At 70.2% G+C, this 25,946-nt stretch carries 29 protein-coding genes; 18 read left to right on the forward strand and 11 right to left on the reverse strand.

The window, feature by feature from the left end:
* Position 1: 1 nt before the first annotated feature.
* Both galE and ACFYQ6_RS08665 read right to left on the reverse strand, forming a co-directional pair.
* Positions 2-1,057: a UDP-glucose 4-epimerase GalE gene (galE, locus tag ACFYQ6_RS08660; RefSeq protein WP_388761804.1), complete on the reverse strand. Its 1,056-nt coding sequence runs from the start codon at positions 1,055-1,057 to the stop codon at positions 2-4.
* A gap of 62 nt (positions 1,058-1,119) precedes the next feature.
* A complete protein-coding gene (locus ACFYQ6_RS08665) occupies positions 1,120-2,949 on the reverse strand; it encodes a glycosyltransferase family 2 protein (RefSeq protein ID WP_361576618.1) in 1,830 nt (609 codons plus the stop codon).
* A 155-nt stretch (positions 2,950-3,104) separates the two neighbouring features.
* Between ACFYQ6_RS08665 and ACFYQ6_RS08670 the strand changes: the two genes are divergently transcribed.
* On the forward strand, positions 3,105-3,854 hold the full coding sequence (locus tag ACFYQ6_RS08670) for a TetR family transcriptional regulator (RefSeq protein ID WP_361576621.1): 750 nt from the start codon (positions 3,105-3,107) through the stop codon (positions 3,852-3,854).
* 140 nt (positions 3,855-3,994) lie between these two features.
* Here ACFYQ6_RS08670 and ACFYQ6_RS08675 read toward each other — a convergent pair whose 3' ends face one another.
* Positions 3,995-4,177 (reverse strand): DUF6480 family protein, encoded by a 183-nt coding sequence (locus ACFYQ6_RS08675; RefSeq protein WP_361576624.1) that lies wholly within the window; start codon positions 4,175-4,177, stop codon positions 3,995-3,997.
* Between the two features lie 127 nt (positions 4,178-4,304).
* Here ACFYQ6_RS08675 and ACFYQ6_RS08680 point away from each other — a divergent pair, with 127 nt between their 5' ends.
* On the forward strand, positions 4,305-5,543 hold the full coding sequence (locus ACFYQ6_RS08680; RefSeq protein WP_388761809.1) for an aromatic acid exporter family protein: 1,239 nt from the start codon (positions 4,305-4,307) through the stop codon (positions 5,541-5,543).
* A gap of 13 nt (positions 5,544-5,556) precedes the next feature.
* On the opposite strand, the gene ACFYQ6_RS08685 is transcribed toward ACFYQ6_RS08680, so the two are convergent.
* From ACFYQ6_RS08685 to ACFYQ6_RS08705, 5 genes are all read right to left on the reverse strand, one after another.
* Complete coding sequence (locus ACFYQ6_RS08685; RefSeq protein WP_388761812.1) at positions 5,557-5,790, reverse strand: CDGSH iron-sulfur domain-containing protein; 234 nt, start codon at positions 5,788-5,790, stop codon at positions 5,557-5,559.
* Entirely contained in the window at positions 5,774-6,457 is a 684-nt protein-coding gene (locus tag ACFYQ6_RS08690; protein ID WP_361576633.1) for a HemK2/MTQ2 family protein methyltransferase, read from the reverse strand. The genes ACFYQ6_RS08685 and ACFYQ6_RS08690 overlap by 17 nt, the downstream gene beginning before the upstream one ends.
* A 39-nt stretch (positions 6,458-6,496) precedes the next feature.
* Positions 6,497-7,459 carry an iron-containing redox enzyme family protein gene (locus ACFYQ6_RS08695; protein ID WP_388761816.1) on the reverse strand — a complete coding sequence of 321 codons (963 nt, stop codon included), beginning with the start codon at positions 7,457-7,459 and terminating at the stop codon, positions 6,497-6,499.
* A 113-nt stretch (positions 7,460-7,572) separates the two neighbouring features.
* Positions 7,573-8,592 (reverse strand): PHP domain-containing protein, encoded by a 1,020-nt coding sequence (locus ACFYQ6_RS08700; protein ID WP_361576639.1) that lies wholly within the window; start codon positions 8,590-8,592, stop codon positions 7,573-7,575.
* A gap of 2 nt (positions 8,593-8,594) precedes the next feature.
* Positions 8,595-9,038 (reverse strand): hypothetical protein, encoded by a 444-nt coding sequence (locus tag ACFYQ6_RS08705; RefSeq protein WP_361576642.1) that lies wholly within the window; start codon positions 9,036-9,038, stop codon positions 8,595-8,597.
* A 124-nt stretch (positions 9,039-9,162) separates the two neighbouring features.
* Between ACFYQ6_RS08705 and ACFYQ6_RS08710 the strand changes: the two genes are divergently transcribed.
* The 13 genes from ACFYQ6_RS08710 (at position 9,163) to ACFYQ6_RS08770 (ending at position 18,850) form a co-directional block, all read left to right on the forward strand.
* Complete coding sequence (locus tag ACFYQ6_RS08710) at positions 9,163-9,483, forward strand: gas vesicle protein (RefSeq protein WP_361576645.1); 321 nt, start codon at positions 9,163-9,165, stop codon at positions 9,481-9,483.
* A 31-nt stretch (positions 9,484-9,514) separates the two neighbouring features.
* Positions 9,515-9,961, forward strand: coding sequence for a gas vesicle protein GvpJ (gene gvpJ, locus ACFYQ6_RS08715; protein ID WP_388761820.1), 447 nt, complete (start codon positions 9,515-9,517; stop codon positions 9,959-9,961).
* Positions 9,962-9,963: 2 nt separating this feature from the next.
* Complete coding sequence (locus tag ACFYQ6_RS08720; protein ID WP_361577241.1) at positions 9,964-10,713, forward strand: GvpL/GvpF family gas vesicle protein; 750 nt, start codon at positions 9,964-9,966, stop codon at positions 10,711-10,713.
* A gap of 1 nt (position 10,714) precedes the next feature.
* The gene (locus tag ACFYQ6_RS08725; protein WP_388761823.1) at positions 10,715-10,969 is read left to right on the forward strand and encodes a gas vesicle protein GvpG; all 255 of its coding nucleotides are present in this window, start codon (positions 10,715-10,717) and stop codon (positions 10,967-10,969) included.
* Positions 10,970-10,976: 7 nt separating this feature from the next.
* A complete protein-coding gene (locus ACFYQ6_RS08730; protein WP_388761826.1) occupies positions 10,977-11,903 on the forward strand; it encodes a histone protein in 927 nt (308 codons plus the stop codon).
* A 6-nt stretch (positions 11,904-11,909) separates the two neighbouring features.
* Positions 11,910-13,025, forward strand: coding sequence for an SRPBCC family protein (locus tag ACFYQ6_RS08735; protein ID WP_388761829.1), 1,116 nt, complete (start codon positions 11,910-11,912; stop codon positions 13,023-13,025).
* On the forward strand, positions 13,022-13,354 hold the full coding sequence (locus ACFYQ6_RS08740; protein ID WP_388761832.1) for a gas vesicle protein: 333 nt from the start codon (positions 13,022-13,024) through the stop codon (positions 13,352-13,354). Before ACFYQ6_RS08735 ends, ACFYQ6_RS08740 begins: the two co-directional genes overlap by 4 nt.
* 22 nt (positions 13,355-13,376) lie before the next feature.
* Positions 13,377-14,204 (forward strand): GvpL/GvpF family gas vesicle protein, encoded by an 828-nt coding sequence (locus ACFYQ6_RS08745; protein WP_388761834.1) that lies wholly within the window; start codon positions 13,377-13,379, stop codon positions 14,202-14,204.
* 3 nt (positions 14,205-14,207) lie between these two features.
* Complete coding sequence (locus ACFYQ6_RS08750) at positions 14,208-14,435, forward strand: gas vesicle protein (protein WP_356741204.1); 228 nt, start codon at positions 14,208-14,210, stop codon at positions 14,433-14,435.
* Positions 14,432-14,710: a gas vesicle protein K gene (locus ACFYQ6_RS08755; RefSeq protein WP_356741206.1), complete on the forward strand. Its 279-nt coding sequence runs from the start codon at positions 14,432-14,434 to the stop codon at positions 14,708-14,710. The genes ACFYQ6_RS08750 and ACFYQ6_RS08755 overlap by 4 nt, the downstream gene beginning before the upstream one ends.
* 117 nt (positions 14,711-14,827) lie before the next feature.
* Positions 14,828-14,983 (forward strand): DUF6131 family protein, encoded by a 156-nt coding sequence (locus tag ACFYQ6_RS08760; RefSeq protein WP_388761839.1) that lies wholly within the window; start codon positions 14,828-14,830, stop codon positions 14,981-14,983.
* Positions 14,984-15,270: 287 nt separating this feature from the next.
* A complete protein-coding gene (locus ACFYQ6_RS08765) occupies positions 15,271-16,965 on the forward strand; it encodes an MFS transporter (protein ID WP_388761842.1) in 1,695 nt (564 codons plus the stop codon).
* A gap of 43 nt (positions 16,966-17,008) precedes the next feature.
* Complete coding sequence (locus tag ACFYQ6_RS08770; protein WP_388761845.1) at positions 17,009-18,850, forward strand: serine/threonine-protein kinase; 1,842 nt, start codon at positions 17,009-17,011, stop codon at positions 18,848-18,850.
* A 57-nt stretch (positions 18,851-18,907) separates the two neighbouring features.
* Here the strand turns inward: ACFYQ6_RS08770 and ACFYQ6_RS08775 are convergent, their stop codons facing one another.
* The 3 genes from ACFYQ6_RS08775 to ACFYQ6_RS08785 all read right to left on the reverse strand — a co-directional run bounded on the left by ACFYQ6_RS08775 (position 18,908) and on the right by ACFYQ6_RS08785 (position 23,766).
* Complete coding sequence (locus ACFYQ6_RS08775) at positions 18,908-19,489, reverse strand: N-acetylmuramoyl-L-alanine amidase (RefSeq protein WP_388761848.1); 582 nt, start codon at positions 19,487-19,489, stop codon at positions 18,908-18,910.
* A gap of 111 nt (positions 19,490-19,600) precedes the next feature.
* Positions 19,601-20,893, reverse strand: a complete 1,293-nt coding sequence (locus ACFYQ6_RS08780; RefSeq protein WP_388761851.1) for an SWF or SNF family helicase — start codon at positions 20,891-20,893, stop codon at positions 19,601-19,603.
* Positions 20,890-23,766, reverse strand: coding sequence for a DEAD/DEAH box helicase (locus tag ACFYQ6_RS08785; protein ID WP_388761854.1), 2,877 nt, complete (start codon positions 23,764-23,766; stop codon positions 20,890-20,892). Before ACFYQ6_RS08785 ends, ACFYQ6_RS08780 begins: the two co-directional genes overlap by 4 nt.
* 258 nt (positions 23,767-24,024) lie before the next feature.
* Here ACFYQ6_RS08785 and ACFYQ6_RS08790 point away from each other — a divergent pair, with 258 nt between their 5' ends.
* The 3 genes from ACFYQ6_RS08790 (at position 24,025) to ACFYQ6_RS08800 (ending at position 25,939) form a co-directional block, all read left to right on the forward strand.
* Entirely contained in the window at positions 24,025-25,089 is a 1,065-nt protein-coding gene (locus tag ACFYQ6_RS08790; RefSeq protein WP_388761857.1) for an acyl-CoA desaturase, read from the forward strand.
* Positions 25,090-25,217: 128 nt separating this feature from the next.
* Entirely contained in the window at positions 25,218-25,400 is a 183-nt protein-coding gene (locus ACFYQ6_RS08795; protein WP_388761860.1) for a hypothetical protein, read from the forward strand.
* Positions 25,397-25,939, forward strand: coding sequence for an MOSC domain-containing protein (locus tag ACFYQ6_RS08800; protein ID WP_361577244.1), 543 nt, complete (start codon positions 25,397-25,399; stop codon positions 25,937-25,939). The genes ACFYQ6_RS08795 and ACFYQ6_RS08800 overlap by 4 nt, the downstream gene beginning before the upstream one ends.
* Positions 25,940-25,946: the final 7 nt, after the last annotated feature.

Below are 25,946 nucleotides of genomic sequence, written 5' to 3' on the forward strand. Positions count from 1 at the left end.
GTCACTCCTCACTGCTCGTCGGTCCGCCCGCGGGGGCGTAACCGAAGGGGTTGTGCTGCTGGAATCGCCAGGCGTCCCGGCACATGTCCGCCAGGTCCCGGCGGGGACGCCATCCCCAGGCACGCGCCACCGCGCTCGCGTCGGCGACGAGTTCGGGGACGTCGCCGTCGCGACGGGGCACGACCCGGAACGGGATGGGACTGCCGCACGCCACACGGAAGGCGGCGACGACCTCGAACACGGAGTGCCCCTTGCCGACGCCGAGATTGAACACGCGCATCCCCGAGCTGTCGTTCAGCCGGTCCAGCGCGATGCGATGGGCCTCGGCCGTGTCCATGACGTGGAGATAGTCGCGGATCGCCGTGCCGTCCGGAGTGGCGTAGTCGTCGCCGAATATCCGGAGCCAGGGGAGCCGCCCGACGGCCACCTGGGCCACCGACGGCATCAGATTGTCCGGGGTCCCGTGCGGGTCCTCGCCGAGCAGTCCGCTCGGATGGGCGCCGACCGGGTTGAAATAGCGCAGGCAGAGCACCTTGAACTCCGGCCGGCGTGCGCAGACATCGCTCAGGATCTGTTCGCAGATGGCCTTGGACGATGCGTACGGGTTCGTCGGCCGGGCCGGCGTGGACTCGTCCAGCGGGCGGCGCCCGGCGTCTCCGTACACCGAGCAGGACGACGAGAACACCAGCTGGTGCACCTCGTGTTCCTGCATGGTCCGCAACAGCGACGTCGTCCCGGCCACATTCGTGTCGTAGTACTCGATGGGCATCCGTGTCGACTCCCCCACAGCCTTGTGCGCGGCAAAGTGCACGACGGCGTCGATGGGGTGGCGGTCGAATACGGCCGACAGGGCGCGCGGATCACGGATGTCCAGCTCGTACACGGCACCGACGAATCGGTCGGTGATCCTCTCTATGCGTTCGAAAACCTTGGCCGAGCTGTTTGCGTAGTTGTCGATGACGATCAGTTTGTAGCCGTGCTCGAGCAGTTCGACGCAGGTATGACTGCCTATGAAGCCTGCCCCGCCGGTGACGAGAACGGTCGTCGGTGCACTCATGAGCACAGTTCCTTCCGGGGCGCGGGGAATGACGAAGGGGATGCCGGTCGGCTCCACCGCGCTCACCGGCCCAGGACGGCGGCGGCGTAGGCCGGATAGAGGACGAGGGCGGTGGCGACGGGCAGGGCCGACAGCACACCGAGCGTCAGGGACAGCCAGGCGGTGGGCAGGGCGGACCGGAAGGTGACGCCGGCTGCCCGGGCGCTCTCGTGCACGTGGAGCAGCGGGACGGCGAGCGCCACGGCGGCGTAGGCGGTCGCCGCGATGAGGCACAGGAAGACGTAACCGACCGAGGGACCGGCGAGCTCGCCGAACAGGGCCACCGAGGAGAGGGCCACGGCGAGAACGGCGAACGGCAGAGTCAGCCGGGCCAGCAGCGGCTGCGGTCCCGCCTCACTCTTGGGGGTGACCTTGAACGTCAGTGGCCGCGGGCGCATCCGCTGGACGACCGCGCCCACCACGCCCAGGATGACGAACGGCCACCGTGCCAGCGCGAACAGCCAGGTCTCCCAGCTCAACAGCGGCGCTCCGCGTGGTCGCAGCAGACCCCGACGGCGCATCAGCCAGAGGGCCAGCATCAGCCACACGGGCAGGGACCAGAAGTGCAGGAGGAAGTCGAAGTAGTCGACGTTCATCCAGGGCAGGCCGGTGAGCACCGCCACAGGCGGGAGCACCAGGCCCGCGACGATCATCGAGCCCATGAGCGGGTAGTACGCCAGGGCGTAGCCGAAGCGCAGGCGCAGCAGGAACGGCAGCCGCCCCAGGTGCCGCGGGAGCAGGTCGAGCATCATGGTCGTGAGGCTCCGGGACCACTGGTACTCCTGAGTGACCATGTCCGCGAACGTGAGCGGACCGTCTCCGTGCGCCTCGGCGTCGACGGCGAAGGCACCGTGCCATCCGGCCGAGTTGAGCAGGAAGGTCGTGGAGAAGTCCTCGGCGAGTTCGGGCCCCAGACCGCCGATGTCCCTCAGTGCCTCGGTGCGCACGGCGTAGTGGGAACCGATGCACATGGGGGCGAGCCCGTCGCTGTGGCCGAGCTGGATGGCGCCGTGCCAGACCGCCTCACGGTGGAGGCGTCCCCTGGCGGACCAGGACCTGGCGTCGTTGGCGTCGCACATGCTCGGAGCCGCGACGTAGCCGATGGCGGGGTCGGTGAACGGCCGGACCATCTCGGTCAGGTAGCCGGTGGAGGGAACGTGGTCGCAGTCGAGCTGGGCGACGACGGCGTAACGGTGGTAGCCCCAATGATCGTAGAAGTAGCTGAAATTGCCCTCCTTGCAGCGCGTCCGGCGAGGCCAGTCGGCCCGGTGGTAGGTGTCGACGCCGCGGCGGCAGGAGATCCTGACGTCGTGCCGGCCGCACCAGTCCCGGATCTCCGCGGTCGGGTCCTCGTCGCACAACCACACGTCGTACGCGTACGGGAAGTCCTGCCGCAGCATGGCTCGGAGAGTGCGCCGCACGGTCCGCCAGGGTTCGGACGGCGCGCGGGTCACCGCGAACGCCACCGGGAGACGAGGCACATCGAGGGCCGGGTCGACCCGGCGAAGCCGCAGCACGGTGACGAAGAAGTAGCTGGGCAGTCCGGTGAGGTAGAGCAGCAGGATGCTGTTGACGACCAGTCCGGCCCAGCCCGCCCGGTGCTCCGGGCGGAGCCACCACGACCAGAACCAGAGGAAGGACAGGCCCCAGCCGACGGTCACGGCCAGCAGGACGGTCCGGTCGGGCCGCGGGAGGGCGGTGACGAAGGTGGAGGGCCGGGGCTTGCGGTCACGGTGCGGATGCCCGAAGACGGGCCCGCCCGTCGTGACCCGGACGACGTTGCCGCCCGAGATCCGCGCCAGATGGCGCTCGACCGAGTTCCGGTCCGCGGGTTTCGTATCGCTCTGCGTCACGATTGACGCCCTTGAGTAGGTGCGAACGTAAGCTGACGGCTTACGTTTACGACGTATATGTACGATATTGCGCCGATTGGTCCGCGTGGTCAAGGGGAGTCACGAGCGGCCGTGCGAGACGATCGGAACAGGCGAGAGCGAGGTGGGCACGCGGCATGCCGAACGCACCGGAGGAAGACGGTCCTGGGCGGAGAGCCGCCGACCGTGGCAGATACGGGCGGCTGAGCAGGGAACGGGTCCTCGCCAGCGCCATGACCCTGGTGGACCGTGAAGGGCTCTCAGGTCTCAGCATGCGCAGCCTGGGCGCGGAGCTGGGGGTCGAGGCGATGGCCCTCTACAGGTACGCGTCCAGCAAGGACGCCTTGCTGGACGGTCTGGTGGAGGCCTTCCACCAGGAGCTGGAGGAGGTGCTGGCAGGGAGCGGCCCTGTCGAAGCGGCCTGGCAGGACGAGCTGCGCCGTCGCGCGCGGGCTTCCTACGAGGTGGCCATGCGGCACCCCAACATCGTGCCGCTGCTGGCGACCCGGCTCCTGTCCACACCGCTGGCCCGCCGTCCGGCGGCCGTGCTCCGCAGCGACGAAGGGGTCCTGGACCTGCTCCGGCGGGCAGGCGCCGCCGAGCCCGTGGCGGTGTCACTGCACCGGGCGTTCACCGCGTGGCTGCTCGGCTATCTGCTGGTCGAGCTGCGCGCCATGGATGACGCCCCAGAGGAGACCGACCCGGGTTTCCGGCTCGGTCTGCACCGTCTCCCGGCGCACGAGTTCCCACGCCTGCGCGCCACAGCTCCGGCCCTGGCAGGCCGAGGCGGGGTGGAGGGACTGACGGCGGGCCTGGACGCCCTGCTGGAGCGGTTCGGATCCCGGCCGGGCGAACTGGACGACGATCAGGGGCCACCAGCGAGCTGACACCGCTTCGGCGGGGCAGGGCCCGGCCGGAGCCCGCGATTCCGTCGAGCCTTACGTGATGTCGAGCCCTACGTGAGGGCCCGAGCCATACGTGTGGGCCGAGCTTGACGTGACGGCCGAGCCTCCCGTGATGTCGAGTCTTACGTGAAGCCGAAGATGCGCGCGATGAAATAGCCGGCGACGACGAGCGAGCCCAGCAGCACCACCGCCGCCCAGAGGACGGGGTGCTCCCAGATACCGCCGTCGGGGCGCTCGACGTGCGCCTCGCTTATGGAGCCTTCCGCGGGAGGGGTCTCTCCCGGGGGTGTCAGTGAGATAGCCATGCCTCCACCATCTCTCGGTATGTCCCGGTCCGCGCGGCCTGGGCCGATGGGTGCACGCGTGCGCCCGTACGGAGTCCGACCGGCCCTGCGAGTGATGCGAGGCGGTGGTTCGGGGCACCGTGTAGGAATGCCTGCAGTTTCCACGCCCGCGCCCGTAGTCAAACTCGTCCAGCGCACCACCGAACCGGCCGCGACGCAGACGCTGCGTTCGACAGCCGCCGCCGTGATCGCCTTCGCCGTGGCACAGCTGGTCCTGCCGGCTCCGCACCCCGCGCCGCTCACCGCCCCGCTGACCGCCCTGCTCGTGGTGCAGGTGACGCTCTACGCCACCCTGACCACGGGCATCCGGCGCGTCAACGCCGTCGTCGTCGGCGTCGTGATCGCCGGCGGATTCAGCGCGCTGGTCGGCCTGAACTGGTGGAGCCTCGGTCTGACGATCTTCACCTCCCTGCTCATCGGACGCGTCGTGCGCGTCAACGAGTTCGTCCCCGAGGTGGCGATCAGCGCGATGCTGGTCCTCGGCGTCTCGCAAGTCGCGAACACCGCCTGGGAACGCGTACTGGAGACGCTGATCGGTGCCGGGGTCGGCCTGCTCTTCAACCTCCTGTTCGCACCCCCCGTCTGGGTCGAGTCGGCGGGCGCATCCATCGGCGGCCTGGGGGAGCGGATGGGAACGATGTTTCGCGCCCTGGGCGACGAGATCGGCGGCAGTCACCCCGTACGGGAAGCAGCCGCGCGCCTGCACGAAGCGAGGCGGCTGGACCACGACATCGTGGAGGTCGACGCCTCCCTGCGGCAGGCCGAGGAGAGCACGATGCTCAACCCCCGGGTGCGCCAGGGGATGCTGCACCGCGTCGTGCTGAGGACCGGTCTGGACACCCTGGAGATCTGCGCCGTGGTGCTGCGTGTCCTGACCCGCTCGCTGACCGACCTGGCCAAGGCGCGCACCGGAGAGGCGCTTTTCCCCGACGACGTGGCCAGGGGACTCAGGGAGCTCTTCCGGAACATGTCCGACGCCATCGAGGGGTTCGCGGTGATGATCACCACCCCGATGGCCGAGAGCGGCGAGGAGGCCGAGGAGCGCCTCGCAGACGCCCTCGCGCGCAGCCGTGAGACGCGCGACCGGGTGGCGGACCTGCTGCTGTCCGGGGTCCAGGAACACCCGCGGCAGTGGCAGCTGCACGGCGCCCTGCTCGCGGAGATCGACCGCATCCTGGACGAACTCGACATCGACAAGCGTACGGAGCGCCTCGCCGAGGAACTGGACCGCCGGTCGGCGGAGGTGCACGAGCGCCACCCCCGCCTCCGGGCGATGTCCCGCCGGCTGCGCGGCGTGACGCCCACGCGACGGCGGCCCGACGAGTGAACCGGCCGGCCGGTCAGTCCGCCTTGCGGCCGGGCTGTGTACGCCGTCGGTGGCTGGTGTCGCACCACGGGTACATCCGGCTGCGCCGGCAGGTGCAGATGGCCACCATGAACCGGTCGGAGACGGCCACACTGCCGTCCGCGCCGGTCACCTCCACAGGGCCCTCGACCAGCAGCGGCCCCTCGGCGCCGAGGGTGATCCGGCAGGGATCTCCAGGTTCGCAGTGCGATTCAGGCGTGTTCGGCACGGATCACCACCAGCTCCTCCGTCGTCTCCGCCCGGTCCATCAGTCCCGTGTCCCGCAGCCACCGGAGTCTGGACCGCAACACGGGTCCCAGAGGCACCAGCGCCCGGTCGCTGACAGTGGCCCGTAGTCCGGCGTCGGACAGACGCCGGAGGGTCACGTCGCTGTCGCAGAGGCCGGAGTGCACCATCAGGAGACGTCCTCCGGGGCGCAGGGCCGCCGGGGCCGCCTCGCAGACCCGGTCGAGGATCGCGCGCCCGTCGCGCCCGGCCTCCCAGGCGCGCGACGGGCCACGCCCGGGCAGCGCGCCCACGGGCGACGGCACGTAGGGCGGGTTGCAGACCACCAGGTCGTAGGACCGGCCGGGCAGGGCGGAAAGCAGATCGCTGCGCTGCACGGTGATGCGCCGACGGGACAGCAGCGCGTTCAGCCGGGCCGTCACCACGGCCCGCCGCGCGATGTCCACGGCGGTCACCCGCGCACCGCGCCGAGCGGCGTGCAGAGCGAGCGCGCCGCTGCCGGTGCCGAGATCCAGGACCTCGGCGCCCGCGCCCACGTCCTCCCGGTCCAGGGCGGCCATGAGCAGGCGGGTGTCGTACTGCGGGGCGTAGACCCCCGGCAGCGTCATCAACCGGGCGGAACGGGTTTCCTCGGCCATGTCTGCGTACATCTGCGGCTCCCTTCGAGGAACGCGGCGAAGTGGGGTTGGTCAAGCCTGCCAGTGCGCCAGCAGGTGGTCACCGAGCCGGTCCTCCAGATACGAGGTGGCGGTGATGCCGAAAGCGATGTCGGTTGCCAGATCAGGTTCGTCCTCGAGCAGTCCGCCGATCACGTCCCGGCGCACCACCTGCTCGTGCACGGCGTCCGCCTCGACGTGCTCGGTGTAGAAGAACTCGGCAGCGGGGCCCGCGCCGGTGCGCTTCATCGCTCCGGCCAGGCGCCGTGACGCGGGGGAGGACGTGATCTCGACCGCCGCGAAGTGGCCCACCAGCGCACCGCGCAGCCCCCGGTGCAGACCGAACAGCGACATCAGATTGACGAGGGTGAGCATGGGTGCGCAGCCGTCGTCCAGGTAGCGGCCGTACGTGGTGTCAAGACCCAGATCGGTCATGAGGTCCGCGAACAGCTTCGCGTGGGCGCGGTCCGCGCGCCCCGCACCGAACTCGTCGTACTCGACCGCCGCCATGCCCGCCTTGGCCCGGCCACTGAGGCGGGGCAGTACCCAGGCGTGCGGATCGGCCTCCTTGAGGTGGTAGAGGGAGCGCTGGACCGCGTAGTCGCGCAGGTGACGCAGTTCGCCCTCGTCCTGCAGGAACCAGGAGAGACCGGTGCCGCGCACCGGTTCCACGAGGAGACCGGCCAGGATGTCGTCCAGGCTCGCGGTCTCCGTGGCGTCGCGCCGCAGAGCGGTGAGGAAGCGGTCCTCCAGCGCGGCCCGCACACCGAGCAGAGCGGGATCCCACTCCAGGTCGGCGTCGACCCCGGCGAACCCTCGGTAGTGCAGTTCATAACAGACGTACAGGGCGAGCTGGAGATCGTCGCCGTACGGATCGGCGGAACGGGCGGCTCCGGTGTCGGGCAGCGCGCCGTCGCCCCGCAGGTAGTCGATCACGCCCGCGGAGAGCGGACCGCGTGTCTTCGGAAGGTAAGGGCCTGTGCGTTGACTGGACATGTGTTTCCTCCTGCCCCGGCGTGCACGGGAGCCACATGGACAACCGTGATCGACTCTACGCCGAACGCCCGGGACCGGCCCGTCCTCGCCCGTCCACCGCGTAGCGGTGGGGCCTATCGGTGTTTCCCGTGTCCCGTCCACTCCAGGAGCCGATCCATCGGCCAGGTGGTGACGACCCGCTCGGCCGGCACCCCGCACTCCTCCGCCCGCGCGCAGCCGTAGGGCTGCCAGTCCAGCTGACCCGGCGCGTGCGCGTCGGTGTCGACCGAGAACAGCACACCCGACGCCACCGCCTGCCGGAGCAGGCCACGCGGAGGGTCCAGGCGCTCGGGCCGGCAGTTGATCTCGACGGCCGTGCCCGACTCCGCACAGGCCGCGAATACCTCCTCGGCGTCGAACGTGGACTCGGGCCGCTTCTTCCCGCCGAGGAGCCGGCCCGTGCAGTGCCCCAGGATGTCCGCGTGCGGATTTCGCGCCGCGGCGACCATCCTCCTCGTCATCGCCGCCGAGTCCATGCGCAGTTTGGAGTGCACGGAGACGACCACCACGTCCAGGCACTCCAGCACATCGGCCTCCTGGTCGAGCGAGCCGTCGTCGAGGATGTCGCACTCGATGCCGGTGAGCAGCCGGAACGGCGCCCACCGCTCGTTGAGTTCCGCCACGACGTCCAGTTGCCGCAGAAGCCGGTCGGTAGACAGCCCGTTGGCGACGGTCAGCCTCGGGGAGTGGTCGGTGAGCACCGCCCACTCGTGCCCCAGCTCGGCCGCGGTGCGCCCCATCTCGTCGATGGGGCTGCCACCGTCCGACCAGTCGGAGTGCAGATGACAGTCACCGCGCAGCGCCGCGAGAAGCGAGTCACCGCCCGCGACAAGAGGTGCCGGCGCCTCCTCCTCCAGCCGTTCCAGATAACCGGGCGTCGCTCCCTCCGCCGCCTCGCGGATCACCTGTGCCGTCTTCGGGCCGATGCCGCGCACCGACTCCAGCGAACCCCGAGCCACCCGGTCGGCGAGTTCCTGTCCGTCCATGGTGCCGATCGCCTCAGCGGCCGTACGGAAGGCCTTCACCCGGTACGTCGCCGCCTGCGACCGCTCCAGCAGGAACGCGATCCGCCGCAGCGCGTCCACCGGCTCCACGGTCAGGGCCGCGCTGTGTGCTGAGGGTGCCCGTGGGTGCGCCGGGCTTCTTTCATCTCCGCCTCGTACAGGTGCCGTCGTCCTCCCAGGAGCTCCTGGCGCACTCTCTTCTCCACTTCGACGAAGGGCCGGTAGTAGGTGTCGTCGTACGCCTCGACGAGCTGGAACGTCCAGCAGCCGGGGATGACGTTGCGGCCCAGGATCTCGCGTTCCACGAGGTCGGCGTGGACCGGGTGGCCACCCATTCGGAGCAGTTCCACCGCGCGGTCGAGCGTCAGATCCGCACCGCCCGTGAGCTGGTGGAACCCGTAGAGCTGCCCTCTGGCCCGCTCCACCTTCTCCAACGCCTCCGTCAGCGCGCCGAGCGCCTCGACGGTCGCGTCGCCGACCCCGGACGGCCGTACGTGTTCTTCGTCCGGCCCACTCGGTTCACGGGTCTCACTCATACCTACGACTGTGCACGTGAACCGGGCGACACGTGCAGCGGGGACGGCGAAAGGGTGAGCGGCTCCGACCCCCGCGCGCCGCCGCCGAGATGCGCCCGCCCCGATTCTGACCAGACTGGATCACATGGCAGAGACTCGTCGAGCCCGCTCCGGGCCCACCACGAAAACGGCAGCATCCCGCACCTCGTCCCGCCGAGGCCCCGAGCACGCTGCCCGTGCTGCCTGCGAGAGCTTGGAACGGCTGATCTGTCACCCCGCGGAGGGGGTGTCGGCCGTGAGGCGGAAGGACGACGGCTGGTGCGTCGTGGTCGACGTACTCGAAGTCCCCCGTATTCCCGACACGACAAGCCTGCTGGCCTCCTACGAGGTCCAGATCGACGAGCGGGGCGAACTCGTCGAGTACAGCAGGGTCCGCCGCTACCGGCGCGGCTCCGCTGACGAATGACCTGTTTCGTCCCCACCCGGAAGGACGCTCCATGACCACGACCATGTACGCCGACGAAGTCGCCCCCTGCCCGCCCCGGGCCGGCACGCTCTACGACGTCCTGGAACTCATCCTGGACCGGGGAATGGTCATCGACGTGTTCGTCAGGGTGTCGCTGGTCGGCATCGAGATCCTCAAGATAGACGCGCGCATCGTCGTCGCCAGTGTGGACACCTATCTGCGCTTCGCCGAGGCGTGCAACCGCCTCGACCTGGAACGAGACTCCGGCAGTACGACCATCCCCGAGCTGCTCGGGGGCCGTGCCGCCAAGTCGATCGGCAAGCGGAAGGTGCGCAAGGCGGCGGAGTCGGTCGGCGATTCCGTGCGCAAGGCGGTGGGCGGCGGCGAGGACGACGAGGACGAGCAGGAGGAGCGGCCCAAGAAGCGCCGGGCGCCCGCACGTGACGGATCGAACCGACGGCGACGCGTGGAGGCGTGAGCGTGACCGGTAGCGGTGTGTACGTGTACGCGATCGTCCCGGCGGTAGCGGAGCTCCCGCCGAACACGGCAGGGGTGGGCAGCCCTCCGGCCGCGCTGCGACCGGTGCGGGAGGGGAAGCTCACCGCCGTGGTGAGCGACGCGCCCGAACAGCTCCGGGCGAGGCGACGCGACCTGCTGGCACATCAGGACATCCTGCTGCGCCTCTCGGACGACGGTCCTGTGCTGCCCATGCGCTTCGGGGCGGTCGCGCCGGACGAGGAGTCGGTGCGCGCCCAGCTGGCCGGATCGCAGACGGAACACCTCGCCACGCTGCGGCACCTGGACGGCGCCGTCGAGATCAACCTCAAGGCATTTCCCGCCCAGGACTCGCTCGCCTCGGTCGTCGCCGAGGAGAAGAACGTACGGCGCCTGCGCGAGGCCGTCCGCAGGCGACCCGACTACGAGGCGAACGTGCGCCTCGGCGAGGCCGTCGCCACCGCGCTGGCCCGCCGTGCGGGCGAAGCGGGGAAGAAGCTGCTCCACAGGCTCACGCCCATGGCGCGCGCGGTCGCCACGGGACCGGAGGTCCATGGCTGCGCGCTGAACGTGTCGTTCCTCGTCGACCGGCGCGAAAGCGACGCCTTCCGTACGACGGCGCGGACGTTCGCCGACGCACATCGCGAGCACGTCGAACTCCGCGTCGCCGGACCGCTGCCCTGCTACAGCTTCGTTCCCTCGCACGGTCGCCGGGCATCGGTCGCAGGGGTCTGACATGGGACTGCTCACCGGACTGCTCCTGGCGCCCCTCGCGCCGGTGCGAGGCGTGATCTGGGTCGCGGAGAAGGTGAACGACGCGGCCGACCGCGAACTCCACGACCCAGGTGTGGTCCGGGCACAGCTGCTCGCCCTGAACCAGGAGCTCGAGGACGGCCACATCAGCCTGGAGGAGTTCGAACGGGAAGAGGAGGAGCTGCTCGACCGGCTTCATGCCGCGCGAGTCCGCCCCGCGCCGAACCATCGAAGGTGACTTACTCATGGAAGATCAGACAAAGGTGACGCTCGCAGCAGCCGTGGTGGGCGGATACGTGCTCGGCCGGACGAAGAAGGGTCGCATGGCCCTTTCCGTCGCGACCTACCTGGCAGGCAGGCGCTTCGGCCTGGAACCGCGCCAGCTCGCTGCGGAAGGCATGCGCCGACTGGGCGAGATGCCGCAGTTCGCCGCACTGCAGGACCAGTTGAAGGGCGAAGTCCTCGACTCCGGCCGAAAGGCCCTGACCGCGGCGGCCGACCGGGGCATGAACTCCCTGGCGGACGTCCTGAGCGAGCGGACGGCTCGCCTGGGTGCGCCGGACCAGGAGGAGCCGGAAGAGGACGAAGAGGATCACGAGTACGAGGACGAGGAGTACGACGAGCAGGAGCCGGAGGAAGAGCCGGAAGAGGACGACGAGGAATTCGAGGACGAGGAACCGGAAGAAGAAGAGGAAGAGGAGGAACCCGAGGAAGAAGAAGAGCCGGAAGAAGAGGAGGAAGAGGAAGAAGAGGAAGAGGGGGAGCCGGAAGAGGAGCGGCCGAGCGCTCGGCGTAAGCCCTCCGACACGTCCGGGCGTGGGGCAGCCAAGAAGACGGCTCCGGCGAAGAAGGCGGCTCCGGCGAAGAAGGCGGCAGCCAAGAAGACGGCTCCGGCCAAGAAGGCGGCAGCCAGGAAGACGGCTCCGGCCAAGAAGTCCGCGGCAGCGGCGAAGAAGGCCACTCCGGCCAAGAAAGCCGCAGCGAAGAAGGCCGCCCCGGCCAAGAAGGCGGCGGCGAAGAAGTCGGCTCCGGCGAAGAAGTCAGCCGCTCGCAAGGCACCCGCCAAGAAGTCGGCGCCGGCGAAGAAGTCGTCGTCCCGGAAGAGTGCCTCGTCCAAGAAGACGACGTCATCGAAGCGAGCCGCGTCCAAGCGCGGCGAACGGCGGAGGTAGGCAGTCATGGCCAGGACCGACAGTGACGCACATGAGGCGGACGAATCGGGCATGGACCGCCTTCGCGGAGAGCTCACGAACTTTCTCGGGGCGAAGACGGAGAAGCTCGCACAGAAGGCGGGCGACAAACTCACCGGCCTGACCGGGCAGCTCACCGACATGGCCGACAACGGCGGCTCGCTGCCGTCGGTCGCCTCCCGTGTCCTTCAGGGCGAATCCCCCGTGAAGGCCTTCGTCGCGGACAAGGCCGGGAGCGTGAAGGACAACATCGTGGAAAAGGCCAAGGAGACGTTCGGGGGCGGAAAGGGCAAGAGCAAGTCCGGTGGCGGCAAGTCCATGAACATCATCGAGGTACTCGACGTCGGAGTGCCCCTGCGCGACGCCTACGACCACTGGACGCGCTACGACAAGTTCGGAAGCTTCGCCAAAGGCGTGCAGAGCGTCTCCATGGACGAGGAGATGTCGAGCGACTGGAAGGTCAAGATCGGCCCTTCCTCGCGCGGCTTCAAGGCCACGGTCCAGGAACAGGTGCCGGACGACCGCATCGTCTGGACCTCCGAGGGGTCCAAGGGATCCACGCGCGGTTGCGTGAGTTTCCACGAGCTCGCGCCGAGCCTGACCCGGATCGTCCTGGTGATCGAGTACTACCCGTCGGGATTCTTCGAGAAGACCGGCAACCTGTGGCGCGTACAGGGTCGCCGCATGCGTCTCGACTTCAAGCTGTTCCAGCGCTTCGTGACTCTGACCGACGAGGAAGCCGAGGGCTGGCGCGGTGAAATCCGCGACGGGGAAGTTGTCGTGACGCACGAGGAGGCTATGGAGAAGGAGGAAGCCGAGAACGAGGAACCCGACGAGGAGGAAGAGGGGGAGGGGGAGGACGAGGACGGCTCTGAGTCCGAGTACGAGGACGAAGAGGAACCGGAGGAAGACGAGGAAGAAGAACCGGAGGACGAGGAGGAAGAAGAGGAGTACGAGGACGAGGACGAGCCCGAATACGAGGACGAGGACGAGGACGAAGAAGAAGAGGACGAGGACGGCGAGCCCGAGGACGAAGAAGAAGAGGAAGAAGAGGAAGAAGAAGCCGCACCCAGGAAGCGGCGAGGGCGAAAGGGATCCAGGTGACCGATCTCGACTTCGGCCGGGAGGCATATCCCATCCCTGGGCCGCAGAACACCAACCTCGCGGACATCCTGGAACGGGTCCTCGACAAGGGCATCGTCATTGCGGGCGACATCAAGATCGATCTCCTCGACATCGAGCTGCTCACCATCCGCCTCCGGCTGTTCGTGGCATCCGTCGACACCGCGAAGAAGGCCGGGATCGACTGGTGGGAGACGGATCCCGCACTGAGTTCCCGCGCCGCCCGCCACGCCCTGCAGGACGAGAACCGTGAACTGCGCGAGCGCCTGGAGGCGCTCGAGGCGAAGTCGGACGAAGAAACGGCCGGCTGACGAGCAAGGAGAACCGAGCCTCATGACGGAGTGCGGACCCGGACTTCCGGCAGCCGACGCCCTGTACGTGTTCGCGGTGTGCCGGGACCCGGACCCGGCGACGATCGCTGACCTGCGGGGCGTCGCGACGGGTGGACCGTTGCGGATACTGCGGTTCGAGGAGCGGCTGGCGGCGATCGTCCAGACCGTCCGGGCGGCCGACTTCACGGACGAGGCGTGGCAGGCCCGCATGTCCGACCGGGACGAGCTCGAACGGTACGCACGCGCGCATCACCACGTCGTGTCGGCAGTCGCCGCCTCCTGTCCCACCGTGCCGCTGCCGCTCGCCACGCTGTACCACGGCGAGGAGCGGGCGCGCCAGGCACTGGTCGCCGAGACCGAACGGTTCAGGGCTGCCCTGGAGCGCACGGCGGGCCACTCCGAATGGGGGGTCAAGGTCTACGCGGGCGAGCCGCCGACGGCGGACCCGGAGCCAGGCCCTCGTCCTTCTCGTGAGCCGGCCACGGGGGGCGGACGCCTCCGGCCGGCTCCCGGGGCCGGCCTCGCCTACCTGGAGCGCAAGCGCGGAGTGCAGGCGCGTCGCGAGCGGCGGCACGAGGACGCGCTCCGGTCCGCGGAAACCGTCGACGCGGCTTTCCAGAAGGTCGCAGCCGCCGGCCGCAGACTGCGGCTGCATCCCCAGGAACCCGCGGGGAAGGGACGCCTCCAGGTCCTCAACGCCACCTATCTGGTGGGGGAGCACCGGTCGGCCGAACTCGCGGAACTGGCCCGGGCCTTGCGGGTCTCCACCGGCGCGGAGATCGAGATCAGCGGCCCCTGGGTGCCGTACTCCTTCGTGGGCGAGGTGTAGGGGATGGAACGTGAAGTGGTCCCCTGGGACAACGCCGAGCCTTTGAGCGGGCCCATCGGGGTACCGCTCGTCGACCTGCTGGACCGCGTGCTGGCCACCGGTGTGGTGATCAGCGGCGACCTCGTGATCGCCATCGCCGACGTTCCGCTCGTGCGGCTCTCGCTGCATGCCCTGCTCTCCTCGGTCAACGAACGCGTGCCGGCGCCCTGGGCGGACGGAGGCCCGCTGTGACCACCTCACGACTCGACGTCGACTCCGATCAGCTGGGCCGCGACCTGGTGGCACTCGTGCTGACCGTCGTGGAACTGCTGCGGCAGCTCATGGAACGCCAGGCCATCCGCCGTATCGATCAGGGCGACCTCACGGACAGCCAGGTCGACGAGATCGGGACCACGCTCATGCTGCTCGACCAGCGGATGGCGGAACTCTGCGAACAGCACGGGGTGCGCCCCGAGGACCTCAATCTGGACCTCGGCCCGCTGGGAAGCCTGCTGCCTCGAGACTGAGCCGACGGCGTCCTCCGAGGCCTGTACCTGTGTACAGCCCTGTGCATTGCGCCTTATGGGGCATATATTCGATATGTGCCAATACCTCGCGTGAGGGTGTGGCGACCGGAGGCAATCATGATCATCATCGGGGCCATCCTTCTCGTTCTCGGTCTGGTGACGGGTGTCGGCGTCCTGTGGACGATCGGAATCATCCTGCTCGTGATCGGGGCCGCCCTGTGGCTCCTCGGGGCCGTGGGGCATGCGGTCGGGGGCCGCCGCCACTACTGGTGACCGACCGCGGAGATGTTTCTGGCGGGGGTGGCGGGGCGAGCCCCGGGGGCACGGGAGTGCCGCCGGGCCGCCCCGTTGCCCCCGCGCCGGGGGGGTTCAGCATGAATTGTCATGAGCGCGTCAATCGACCGGCTGGGCGCCGAGCGTTGCCGCGGGGTCCTCGCCGCCCTTCTCCGGGGCGGCGCCGCGCACTTGCCGCGTGATCGATTGGCGGACCCGCCCGCTCCGGCCTAACGTCGATGAGTGAATGTTCCTGTTCACCGCCGGTTCGTACTGCACGTGACGCCATGACCGCATCCCGAGCGAAGTCCGCGCCGATTGCCGGAACCCCGAAGCGGGGCCACGGCAACGGGATGGCGCTGCTCATCATCGCGTCGTGTCAGCTGATGGTGGTTCTCGACATCACCATCGTGAACATCGCACTCCCGCACATCCAGACCTCCCTCGGCTTCTCGACCGAGAGCCTCTCGTGGGTGATCAACGCCTACACCCTGACGTTCGGCGGGCTGCTGCTTCTCGGCGGACGACTGGGCGACATCCTCGGGCGCCGGAGAGTCTTCATCTTCGGTGTCCTGCTCTTCGTCCTGGCGTCACTGCTGGGTGGCCTCTCCCAGGAGTCCTGGCAACTGCTCGCCGCGCGTGCGTTGCAGGGCGTCGGCGGCGCGATCGCCTCGCCGACGGCCCTCTCGCTCATCACCACGACCTTCGACGAGGGGCCCGACCGGAACCGGGCGTTCGGGGTGTTCGCCGCGGTGTCCGCGGGCGGAAGCGCGATCGGGTTGCTGGCCGGCGGGATCCTGGTCGAGTGGCTCGACTGGCGGTGGGTGCTCTTCGTCAACGTGCCCATCGGCCTGCTGATCGCCTTCGCCACCCCCCGGTACATCAAGGAATCCGAACGCCATCCCGGCCACTTCGACGTCCTCGGCGCCCTCACATCGACGCTGGGCATGGTGCTGCTCGTCTATGGCTTCATCCGTGCTTCCAAGGACGGCTGGAGCGACAACCTGACCATCGGGTCCTTCGTCGCCGCCGTGGTCTTCCTCGCCGTGTTCCTCGCGGTCGAGCGCCGCTCGCGGCAGCCCATCACACCGCTGCGCATGTTCCGCGACCGCAATCGCGCGGGCGCCTACGGCATGATGCTGAGCCTGGCGGCCGCGATGTTCGGGATGTTCTTCTTCCTGACCCTCTTCGTGCAGAACATCCTCGACTTCAGTCCGTTGCGCGCCGGGCTCGCCTTCCTGCCGGTGAGCGCGATCATCGCGGTCAGTGCGGGGATCGCCTCGCAGTTCCTGCCGCGGTGGGGGCCGAAGCCCTTCATGGTGGTGGGCGCCGTGCTGGCCGCTGTCGGGCTCGGCTGGCTCACCCAGACCGATGTCGACAGCACCTACCTCGGCAGCATCCTGGGACCCATCCTCGTCTTCGGCTTCGGCATGGGCATGCAGTTCGTCTCGCTGACGCTGATGGCGGTCTCCGGCGTGGCGCCCAGAGAGGCGGGGGCGGCGTCCGGCGTACTCAACGCCACCCAGCAGGTCGGCGGTTCACTGGGGCTCTCCATCCTGGTCACCGTGTTCGGCACGGCCAGCCGCAACGAGGCGACGGACCAGGTGCCCCGCTTCCTGGCCGAGGCCACGCCCGCCCAGCAGCTCGAGTTCCGCAGAACGGGTGAGCTCCCGTCCCCTTGGGGGGACCAGGTCCTGGCATCCGGAGTCTCCAGCGCGTTCATCGCCGCCGCGGTCTTCGCCGTCGTAGCCGCGCTCATCGCCCTCCTGGTCATCCAGGTTCGCGCCTCCGACGTGGAACGCCTGCGGGGCGGAGGCGCCATGGCGCCTCCGGTGGCCGAGGAGGGCACGGCGGACCCCGGAGCCGAGACCGGCCTCGTAGGTGAGCGAGCCGCCGAGCCGGACCGTGCCGAGCGTGCACGGGACTCCGGGGCAGAGACGCGGAAGCGAGGCGGAGGCGAAGGTTCCGCTCCACTTGGATAGGGTGCCGTTCGCCGTCAGAGTCCTTCGGGGGAGACAGAATTCGATGAGTGGTCAGCAGCAGGACCGGGGTAACGCTTCACCGATCTTCCAGGCGCTGTCGGCGGACGATCCCGTCACCATCGCCGGGTACCGGATCGCCGCCAGGCTCGGCGCGGGCGGGATGGGCAAGGTCTATCTCTCGTACACGCCCGGCGGGCGGCCGGTCGCCATCAAGGTGATCCGTCCCGAATTCGGCGAGGACGCGGAGTTCCGCCGTCGCTTCGCGCAGGAAGTGCAGTCGGCCCAGCGGGTGCAGGGGCTCTTCACCGCGCCCGTGATCGACTCCGACACCGAGGGCACGCAGCCGTGGCTGGCCACCGCCTACGTACCCGGGCCCTCACTCGCCGACGCCGTCGTCGCCCACGGGGCGCTGCCCGTCCAGGCGGTCCTCCTGCTCATCGCCGGCATGGCCGAGGCCCTGCACGTCATCCACGGCGCGGGCATCGTCCACAGGGACCTGAAGCCCTCCAACGTGCTGCTCGCCGCGGACGGACCCCGGGTCATCGACTTCGGCATCGCGTACGCCGCCGACGCGACCTCGCTCACCGGCAGCGGGGTGACCATCGGAACGCCTTCGTTCATGGCTCCCGAGCAGGCCGCCGGGCGCAAGGTGACCCCGGCCACCGACATCTTCGCGCTCGGCCAGGTCGCGGCGTACGCGGCGACGGGGGTACCTGCCTTCGGCGAGGGCACCTCGCACGGCGTGCTCTACCGGATCGTGCACGAGGAGCCGGACGTCAGCCAGGTTCCGGAGCGGCTGCGGGAACTCGTGAGCCGCTGCCTCACGAAGGATCCCGCCGGCCGGCCGTCACTCGCCGAGATCATCGAGCTGTGCCGCACCGCCAACGCGGAGACGGTGCTGCGCCGTCCCGAGGACTGGCTGCCCGCTCCGGTCGCCGCCGACATCACCGGGCGGACCGCGGCCCCCGCGCCCGTCCAGACGCCTCCGCCCCCGGCCGCAGCACCCGCCACCCCGCAGGCGGCCGCGGCGTACACACCCACAGCACCCGCGTACGCCCCGACGGCGCCGGCCGGCCCGGCGCACGTCACCCCGCCTCCCGGCTTCGGGCCCCCGCAGGTGCAGCAGCCCCAGAACCCGCAGTACCCCACGCCCCCTCCCGGGGCGCACGGTCACGCCTACGCACCCACCCTGGGGCCTTCGCAAGGGCAAACGTATCCCGGGCACACCGGGCCGGGCGCCATGCCCCAGGTGCCGCAGCAGAAGAGCAAGGGCGGGCGCAACCTGCTCGTCGCCCTCGCGGCCGTCCTGGTCTTCGGCATCGCGGGAGGCGGCACGGCGTACCTGCTGAACAGGGACGACGAGGGGCAGGCCGGGGGTGACGGCTCGTCGCAGGGCGCACGGGAGGCCGGCGCGAGCGCGGCACCGGCCGACGTGCCGGAGGGGGGAACGGACAGCGGTTCCGAAACAGGATCGGACGACAAGCAGGAGACCAGGCCGGCCGCGGAGCCCGTCGAGTACAACGGCATCAACCTCCCCGCCGGCTACCACCTGACGCTCGGGGACAAGGACGTCCGGCCTCAGGAGGGCGAGGACGCCGGTTACGAACTCTCCTACGACACCGGCGGATACCTCGATGCGGAGGCCACCGACGGGAAGCTCGTGCTGCTCGACCCGGCGCAGTCGGGCTCGGTCGAGACATGCCGTGCCGAGACCCGGTTCGCGGAGTCGATTCCCACCGAGAAACTGTCGATGGGCCGTCAGGTCTGCGTGATCACAGGCACCGGACACATGGGCCTGGTGACGATCCAGGGTTTCTCCGCCGAGGACTCGCCCAGCACATACATGAGCCTGGACCTGACCGTCTGGCGCAACGCCGCAGGCTGACAGGCGCCGGACCCGTACGCGGGCGGTGGGGGCCGTGGCCTCCACCGCCGGTCCGCGTCAGAGCAGGTTCACGAGGCGGATGTAGCGCACCCAGTCCCAGTTGGCCCCGGGGTCGGTGTGGTCGCTGCCGGGCACCTCGTGGTGGCCGATGATGTGCGCGCGGTCCTTGGGCAGGCCGTACCGCTCGCAGATGTCCGCCGTGAGCCTCGCCGACCGCTCGTACATCGTGTGGGTGAAGTACGAGGGCTGATCGACCCAGCCCTCGTGCTCGATGCCGATGCTGCGGGTGTTGTAGTCCCAGTTCCCGGCGTGCCAGGCGATGTTCCGTTCCCTCACGCACTGGCCGACGAGACCGTCTCCCGACCGCACCACGTAGTGCGCGGACACCTGCTTCGCCGGATTCTGGAAGATGCCGATCGTCTCGGTGAACGTCTGCTGGGCGACGTGGATGATGACGCGTTCGACCGGATACGCCGAAGGGCGGCTCGACACCGTGTAGTTGGACGGGGACGCCGCGAACCACTGGGCCTCGGCGTAGTCCGTGTCCGCTGCCGGGGAGGCGACGGCGCGGACCGAGGCGGGAAGGACCGCCGCCGCGGCCGCGACCGCCGCACCCTGAAGAATCCGTCTGCGCTGCATCAGCACTCCTGTCCGTGGGGCGTCGTCCGGTGCACAGCAGAACACGCGCCGGCCCACCGCACGGTTCCGTGCGGTGGGCCGGTGGTGACGAGCGCGGACCGGCCGCGGGCCTCAGAAGCCGGGCAGCGCAACCGTCAGGGCCGCGGCGGGGTCGTCCTCGGCAGGCCCGGCGGGCACCCAGCGGCCACTCTCCCTGAGATAGGGCCACCAGCGCCCGTCCCGGCCGTACCGCAGCTGCACGCCCGAACCGGCCACGGTCCAGCGATTGCCGGTGACACGCAGCCGCGGACCCTCCCCCTCCTCCCAGGCCGCGGCGAGTCGCGCCCCGGCCCGGGCGAGCTCCTCGGGGCCGGGCGACCACTCCTCGTCGTACACGGCCAGCGCGGCGGCCCCTCCGTGGCGCCAGGCCCGCACCGCGGCGTCGAGCCCGGCCGGCTGCCGGTCCACCGCCGCCGCGAGACGCCCCGCCGTCCGCGCGTCCGCCCCGCCGTCCGCCGCCAGCCGTACCGCGTCCTGCTCCGGCGTCAGCACGGCCGGCAGGGGCTGCCCGCAGTGACCCGCGGCAAGCGCGTCGGACAGCAGCGCGAAGGCGCGTACGGCACTGGCCGTCGCCAGGAACTCCAGCGCGTCGGGCTCGATGCCGTCCGATGGATCCGTGTCCACGTCCAGCGAAGGCGGGCTGCCGGGCTCGGCGGGCATCGGCGGGGGAGGAGGGAGCGGCGGCAGGATGTCCCGCGCCGCGAAGGCCTCGTCGGCGCGGACGGCGTGTGCGGGAGAGGGGACGTCCGGGTCCTGCGCCGAGGCCGCGGAGCCTGTCCGTCGGACGGCCCGGGCGGCGCTGCGGACCTGCAGTTCGTCGAGCAGCCGCCGCTCGTCGCGCCCCCGCAACAGCAGCAGCAGGAAGGGGTCCTGGTCCAGCAGTCGTGCCACCTGGTAGCAGAGTGCCGCCGAATGGGGACAGTGATCCCACGCCTCGCAGCTGCACTCCGGCTCCAGGTCGCCGATCCCCGGCAGGAGCTCGACCCCGGCGGCGCTCGCGTCCTCCACCAGATGAGGGGGCATCTCACGGTCCAGCAGCGCCGCGATGTGCCCGGACCGTTCGGACGCCATGTCCAGGAACCGGTCCCACTCCTCCTCGCTCAGCTCCTGGAGCAGCACATCACTGCGGTACGCCGTCGAATCGCCGTGCTGCACCACGGCGGTGAGTCTGCCCGGCCGGACGGACACCGCACCGACCCTGCCCTCCCGGGCGAACGCGCGGCCACGCTTGAGCTGCGCCCCGTCGAGCGCCGTGTCCTCCAGCGCCTTCAGCCACGCCTGCCCCCACCACGAAGACGCGAAGCCGCGGCCCCGTGCCGGAGGAAGAGCGGCGAACGTGCGCTCCGGCTCGTGATTCCCACTCATCGTGCGCCCCCTCGCAGCTCGACCAGTTCGGCCAGCTCGGCATCGGTCAGTTCCGTCAGCGCGGCCTCGCCGCTGCCGAGTACGGCGTCCGCGAGCCCCTGCTTACGCGCCAGCATGGCGGCGATGCGGTCCTCGACGGTGCCCTCGGCGATCAGCCGATGCACCTGTACCGGCTGCGTCTGCCCGATGCGGTAGGCGCGGTCGGTGGCCTGGGCCTCCACGGCCGGGTTCCACCACCGGTCGAAGTGCACCACATGACCGGCCCGGGTGAGGTTGAGCCCTGTACCCGCTGCCTTGAGGGACAACAGGAACACCGGTGCCTCGCCCGCCTGGAAGCGGTTCACCATGGCCTCCCGCGCGCTCACAGGGGTCCCACCGTGCAGGAACTGGGTGCTGACCCCGCGCGCGGCCAGATGCTTCTCCAGCAGCCGGGCCATCCGCACGTACTGGGTGAACACCAGCACGCTCGCCCCCTCGGCGAGGATCGTGTCCAGCAGCTCGTCGAGCAGCTCCACCTTCCCCGAGCGGTCCACGATCCGCGGCTCCTCCTCCTTCAGGTACTGCGCGGGGTGGTTGCAGATCTGCTTCAGTGCCGTCAGCAGCTTCATGACGAGGCCGCGCCGCGCGAAACCGTCCGATCCGGAGATCTCCGCGAGCGTCTCGCGTACCACCGCCTCGTACAGACCTGCCTGTTCCGCGGTGAGGGACACCGCACGGTCCGTCTCCGTCTTGGGCGGCAGCTCCGGGGCGATGCCCGGGTCCGACTTGCGGCGCCGCAGCAGGAACGGGCGGACCAGGGCGGAGAGGCGCTCCGTGGCCGCGGGATCGTTTCCGCCCTCGACCGCGCTCGCGTAGCGGGTACGGAACGTGCCGAGCCGGCCGAGGAGACCCGGTGTCGTCCAGTCGAGGATCGCCCACAGCTCGGAGAGGTTGTTCTCCACCGGGGTACCGGTGAGCGCGACACGGGCCCGGGCACCGATGGAGCGCAGCTGCCGGGCGGTCGCCGAAGCCGGGTTCTTGACGTGTTGGGCCTCGTCGGCGACCACCATGCCCCACGAGGCCGCGGCCAGCCGGGGCGCGTCCAGACGCATGGTGCCGTACGTGGTGAGGACGAACTCACCGTCCGCCAGACCCTCCAGAGAGCGCGCCGCGCCGTGGAAGCGGCGCACCGGTGTGCCCGGGGCGAACCGCTCGATCTCCCGCTGCCAGTTGCCCATCAGAGAGGTGGGGCACACCACGAGGGTGGGGCCTGCCGTCGATGCGCCGTCCTGCCGGTGCAGATGGAGTGCGATCAGCGTGATGGTCTTGCCGAGCCCCATGTCGTCGGCCAGGCAGCAGCCGAGGCCGAGCGAGGTCATGGTGTGCAGCCAGTTCAGGCCCCGCAGCTGGTAGTCACGCAGGTGCGCGTCGAGCGCCGCCGGCTGGGCAACGGGGTGCTGCTCCGCCGACCGAGGATCGGCGATCCGTTCGCGCAGCCGCTCGAGCCATCCCGTCGCGGCCACCTCCACCCGGCGGCCGTCGACCTCGGTGGTCCCCGTCAGCACCGCGCCCAGCGCGTCGATCGGTGTGACCTTGCGGTCCCGGGTGTCGCGGGCACGCCGCGCCTCCTCCGGGTCGATCAGTACCCACTGGTCGTGGAGTCTGACGAGAGGCCGGCCCGCCTCGGCGAGCCGGTCGATGTCCGCCCGGCTCAGACGCCGCTCGCCCAGGGAGAAGCGCCAGTCGAACGCGAGCAGAGCGTCGGCGGAAAGGAAGGAAGGCGTCCCTGACGCCGCCCGCGCGGGCGGCGCGTCCTCCTCGTCCTCGGGCCCGATCACCGCTCGCGCGGTGAGCTTCCGCGCCAGTTCCCTCGGCCAGTGGACCTGGACGCCCGTCGCCGCGAGAGCCCCGGCCGCGGGGCCGAGCAGCTCGGAGATCTCCTCGTCGGCAGGCTCCACCGCGTCGGGCACCGCCGCCGACAGCAGGGGGGTGAGGGGCGGCCAGGCACGAGCGGCGCGACGCAGGGCGAGCAGCGCGTCCATCCGGGCACGAGGACCGAACAGTGACGCGGCGGGGGACCGGTCGGCCCACACGTCCGCGGCGTCGGCCACCAGGGCGGGATCCTGGACGCTGTGGATCTGCAGGACCACGCGGAACGAAGGTGCTCCGGCTTCTTCGTCCTCCACGCCCCGCGCACCGGTGATTCCGGGGACCTCGACGCGAAGCGAGAGCCGTACGCCCGCGTCGTGGCCCGCCGCCACGTCGGCCGCCCACGGCCGCAGTCCGGGCAGGTGCTGCGGGGCGGGAGCGGCGAACGCCGCGGATCCCGTGGCGAATTCGGCTCCGGGCGTGCGCGGCAGGCCGTCCACCACGGCGTCGACGAACGACCGCAGCAGCGTCTCGGGATCGGCCAGCATCAGAGGGTCGGCCGACGCGTCGAGCGGGACGGCATGGGCCTCGGGCGGCATGGACGCGGCCAGGGTCCGGATCCGCCCCAGGTCGTCCGCGGTCAGCGGCCCCGCACGCCACGCGTCATGAGCCCCGGGACTCAGCCCCGGCAGGAGCAGTCCCCGCGCGACGAGTTGGAGCGCGAGCACCCCCGCGGCTCCCCAGAAGGCGGCCGAGGAAGAGGCCCTGACGTCCGCCCGCGCCCGTGTCAGGAGGGGCAGCGCGGTCCCTACCGGCATGACCGACGCCGGTACGGAGCAAGGGCGCAGATCGCCTCCGACGACCGTCAGTTGCTCCGGACTCCCGAGATCACCGGGAGGGGTGCTACCGTCCGGGTTCCAGAACGCGATCAGGCCGGTACGGGCCGGATCCGCGGGGAGGAAGACTGCGGAGCAGCGGGACAGTTCAGAGTTCTCGTTGAGTGTGGCCGCAGGGAGCCTGTGCACAGCGATGTCAGATTCCTCAAATTTGACTAGTGAGCCCGGGGTCGCCGAGGGTACATCACCCACAACCCGTCCCGGGAGAAATACGCAGGGATCCCCCTCACCCATTTCTGCCTTCTGAAGCCTGGGGTACAGCCAGCCCCACCACCGGACACGGGGGATTCCCCCCGCAGGGCCGGGGTGATGGCGCCATGGCTGTCCGAGGCCCGCTCTCCGTACGTTTGACGAGGTCAGCGCTGTTACCAAGAAACCGGAGACGTCATGCCCCAGGCGGTAGAAGCCACCGTTGCGCCACATCCGAGCGACGGATCGGAGAGTCAGGCGGGTCCCCGGAACACCGGCAGTGACTTCGCGCCGCTCCTGAAGACCGTCAAGGGGCAGGGACTGCTCGAACGGCGCACCGGCTGGTACGCGGCGGGTATCGCGGCCAACCTGGCGGCGCTCGGCGCGGTGGTCACCGGCATCGTCCTGATCGGCGACTCCTGGTGGAACCTGCTGCTCGCCCTGCCGCTCGCCGTCCTGTGGACGCGCACGGCCTTCTTCGGGCACGACGCCGGCCACGCCCAGATATCCGGCGACCGCACGGCGAGCCGGATGACCGGACTCGTGCACGCCAACCTGCTCCTCGGCATGAACGAGGCATGGTGGAACGACAAGCACGTACGTCACCACGCCAACCCCAACCACATCGACAAGGACCCCGACGTCGGCGTGGGCGCCCTGGTGTGGACGCAGAAGCAGGCGGCGCAGCGCGAGGGGTTCGCCCGCTGGCTCACCCGCAACCAGGCCCGGCTGTTCTTCCCGATGCTGCTCCTCGAAGGCATCGCCCTGAAGATCTACGGCTTCCAGTTCCTGCGCCGCATGCCCGTCCGTGAACGGGCCCTGTCCGGTGGGCTGCTGGTCGCCCACCTCGCGCTGTACGCGACGCTGCTGCTGACGGCCATGTCGCCCAGCAAGGCCGTCGTCTTCGCCCTGGTGCACCACGCACTCTTCGGTCTCCACCTCGGCATGGCGTTCGCCCCCAACCACAAGGGCATGGAGATGCCCGACCCCGACGGTGACCGCTGGGGTCACCTCCAGCGCCAGGTCCTCACCTCGCGCAACGTGCGCGGCGCCTTCCTCACCGACTGGTTCCTCGGCGGCCTGAACTACCAGATAGAGCACCACCTCTTCCCGAGCATGCCCAGGCCCCATCTGCGGCTCGCGCAGCCCCTGGTGAAGGCACACTGCGCGTCGATCGGCATGCCGTACGCGGAGACGGGGCTCGTCGAGTCCTACCGGCAGGCGCTGCGCCACATGCACGAGGTCGGCGAGCCGCTCCGTTAGGCCCTCGGTGCCGGTTCCGCGGTGCCTGCAGGTGCTCCGCCGCACGTCTTGACCGGAGCCGGAACCGACAGGCGCACACAGGCGTTCTCCCCACAGGAGCGGTTCCTGCCGCGAAGGAGGCACGGATCATGTCGAACGGTGCAAAGATCGCCATCGGGGGAGTCGTCGCAGCAGTCGTCCTGATTCCGTTCATCGGATTCTGGTGGTCGCTGCTGGTCCTCATCGGGGTGCCCGCCGTGGGCTACCTCATGCTCGACCCGTCGCAGCGGCGCAGGCTGCGCAGGATCAGTCGCAGGGAGATAGGGCGCTGAACAGCACAGTCGCGGCAGTGAGCAGCAACGGGGTGTACTCGTTCACCAAGCCGACCAGGGACAGCATCACCCTTCTCGCCGGGCTCGGTGTGGAGGGCGACGTCCACGCCGGTGTCACGGTGAAGCACCGCTCGCGTGTGGCCCAGGACCCGACGCAGCCCAACCTGCGTCAGGTCCACCTCATCCATCGGGAGCTCTTCGACGAGCTGAGGGAAGCCGGCTTCGAGGTCGCCCCCGGAGACCTCGGGGAGAACGTCACCACCGAGGGGATCGACCTTCTCGCCCTGCCTGCGGGCACGCTGCTGCACCTCGGAGGCGAAGCCGTCGTCGAGGTGACCGGGCTGCGTAATCCCTGCGTCCAGATCGACAGCTTCCAGGACGGACTGCTCAAGCAGGTCGTCGGCCGCGCGGACGACGGCACTGTCGTCCGCAAGGCCGGAATCATGGGCGTCGTCCGGGAGGGCGGAGCCGTGCGCCCGGGCGACCGGATCACGGCGGTGCTCCCCGCCGAGCCGCACCGGCCGCTGGAGCGCGTCTAGAGCCACG

This window comes from Streptomyces sp. NPDC005494 (assembly GCF_042872025.1).
In the GTDB taxonomy this organism is placed as follows: domain Bacteria; phylum Actinomycetota; class Actinomycetes; order Streptomycetales; family Streptomycetaceae; genus Streptomyces.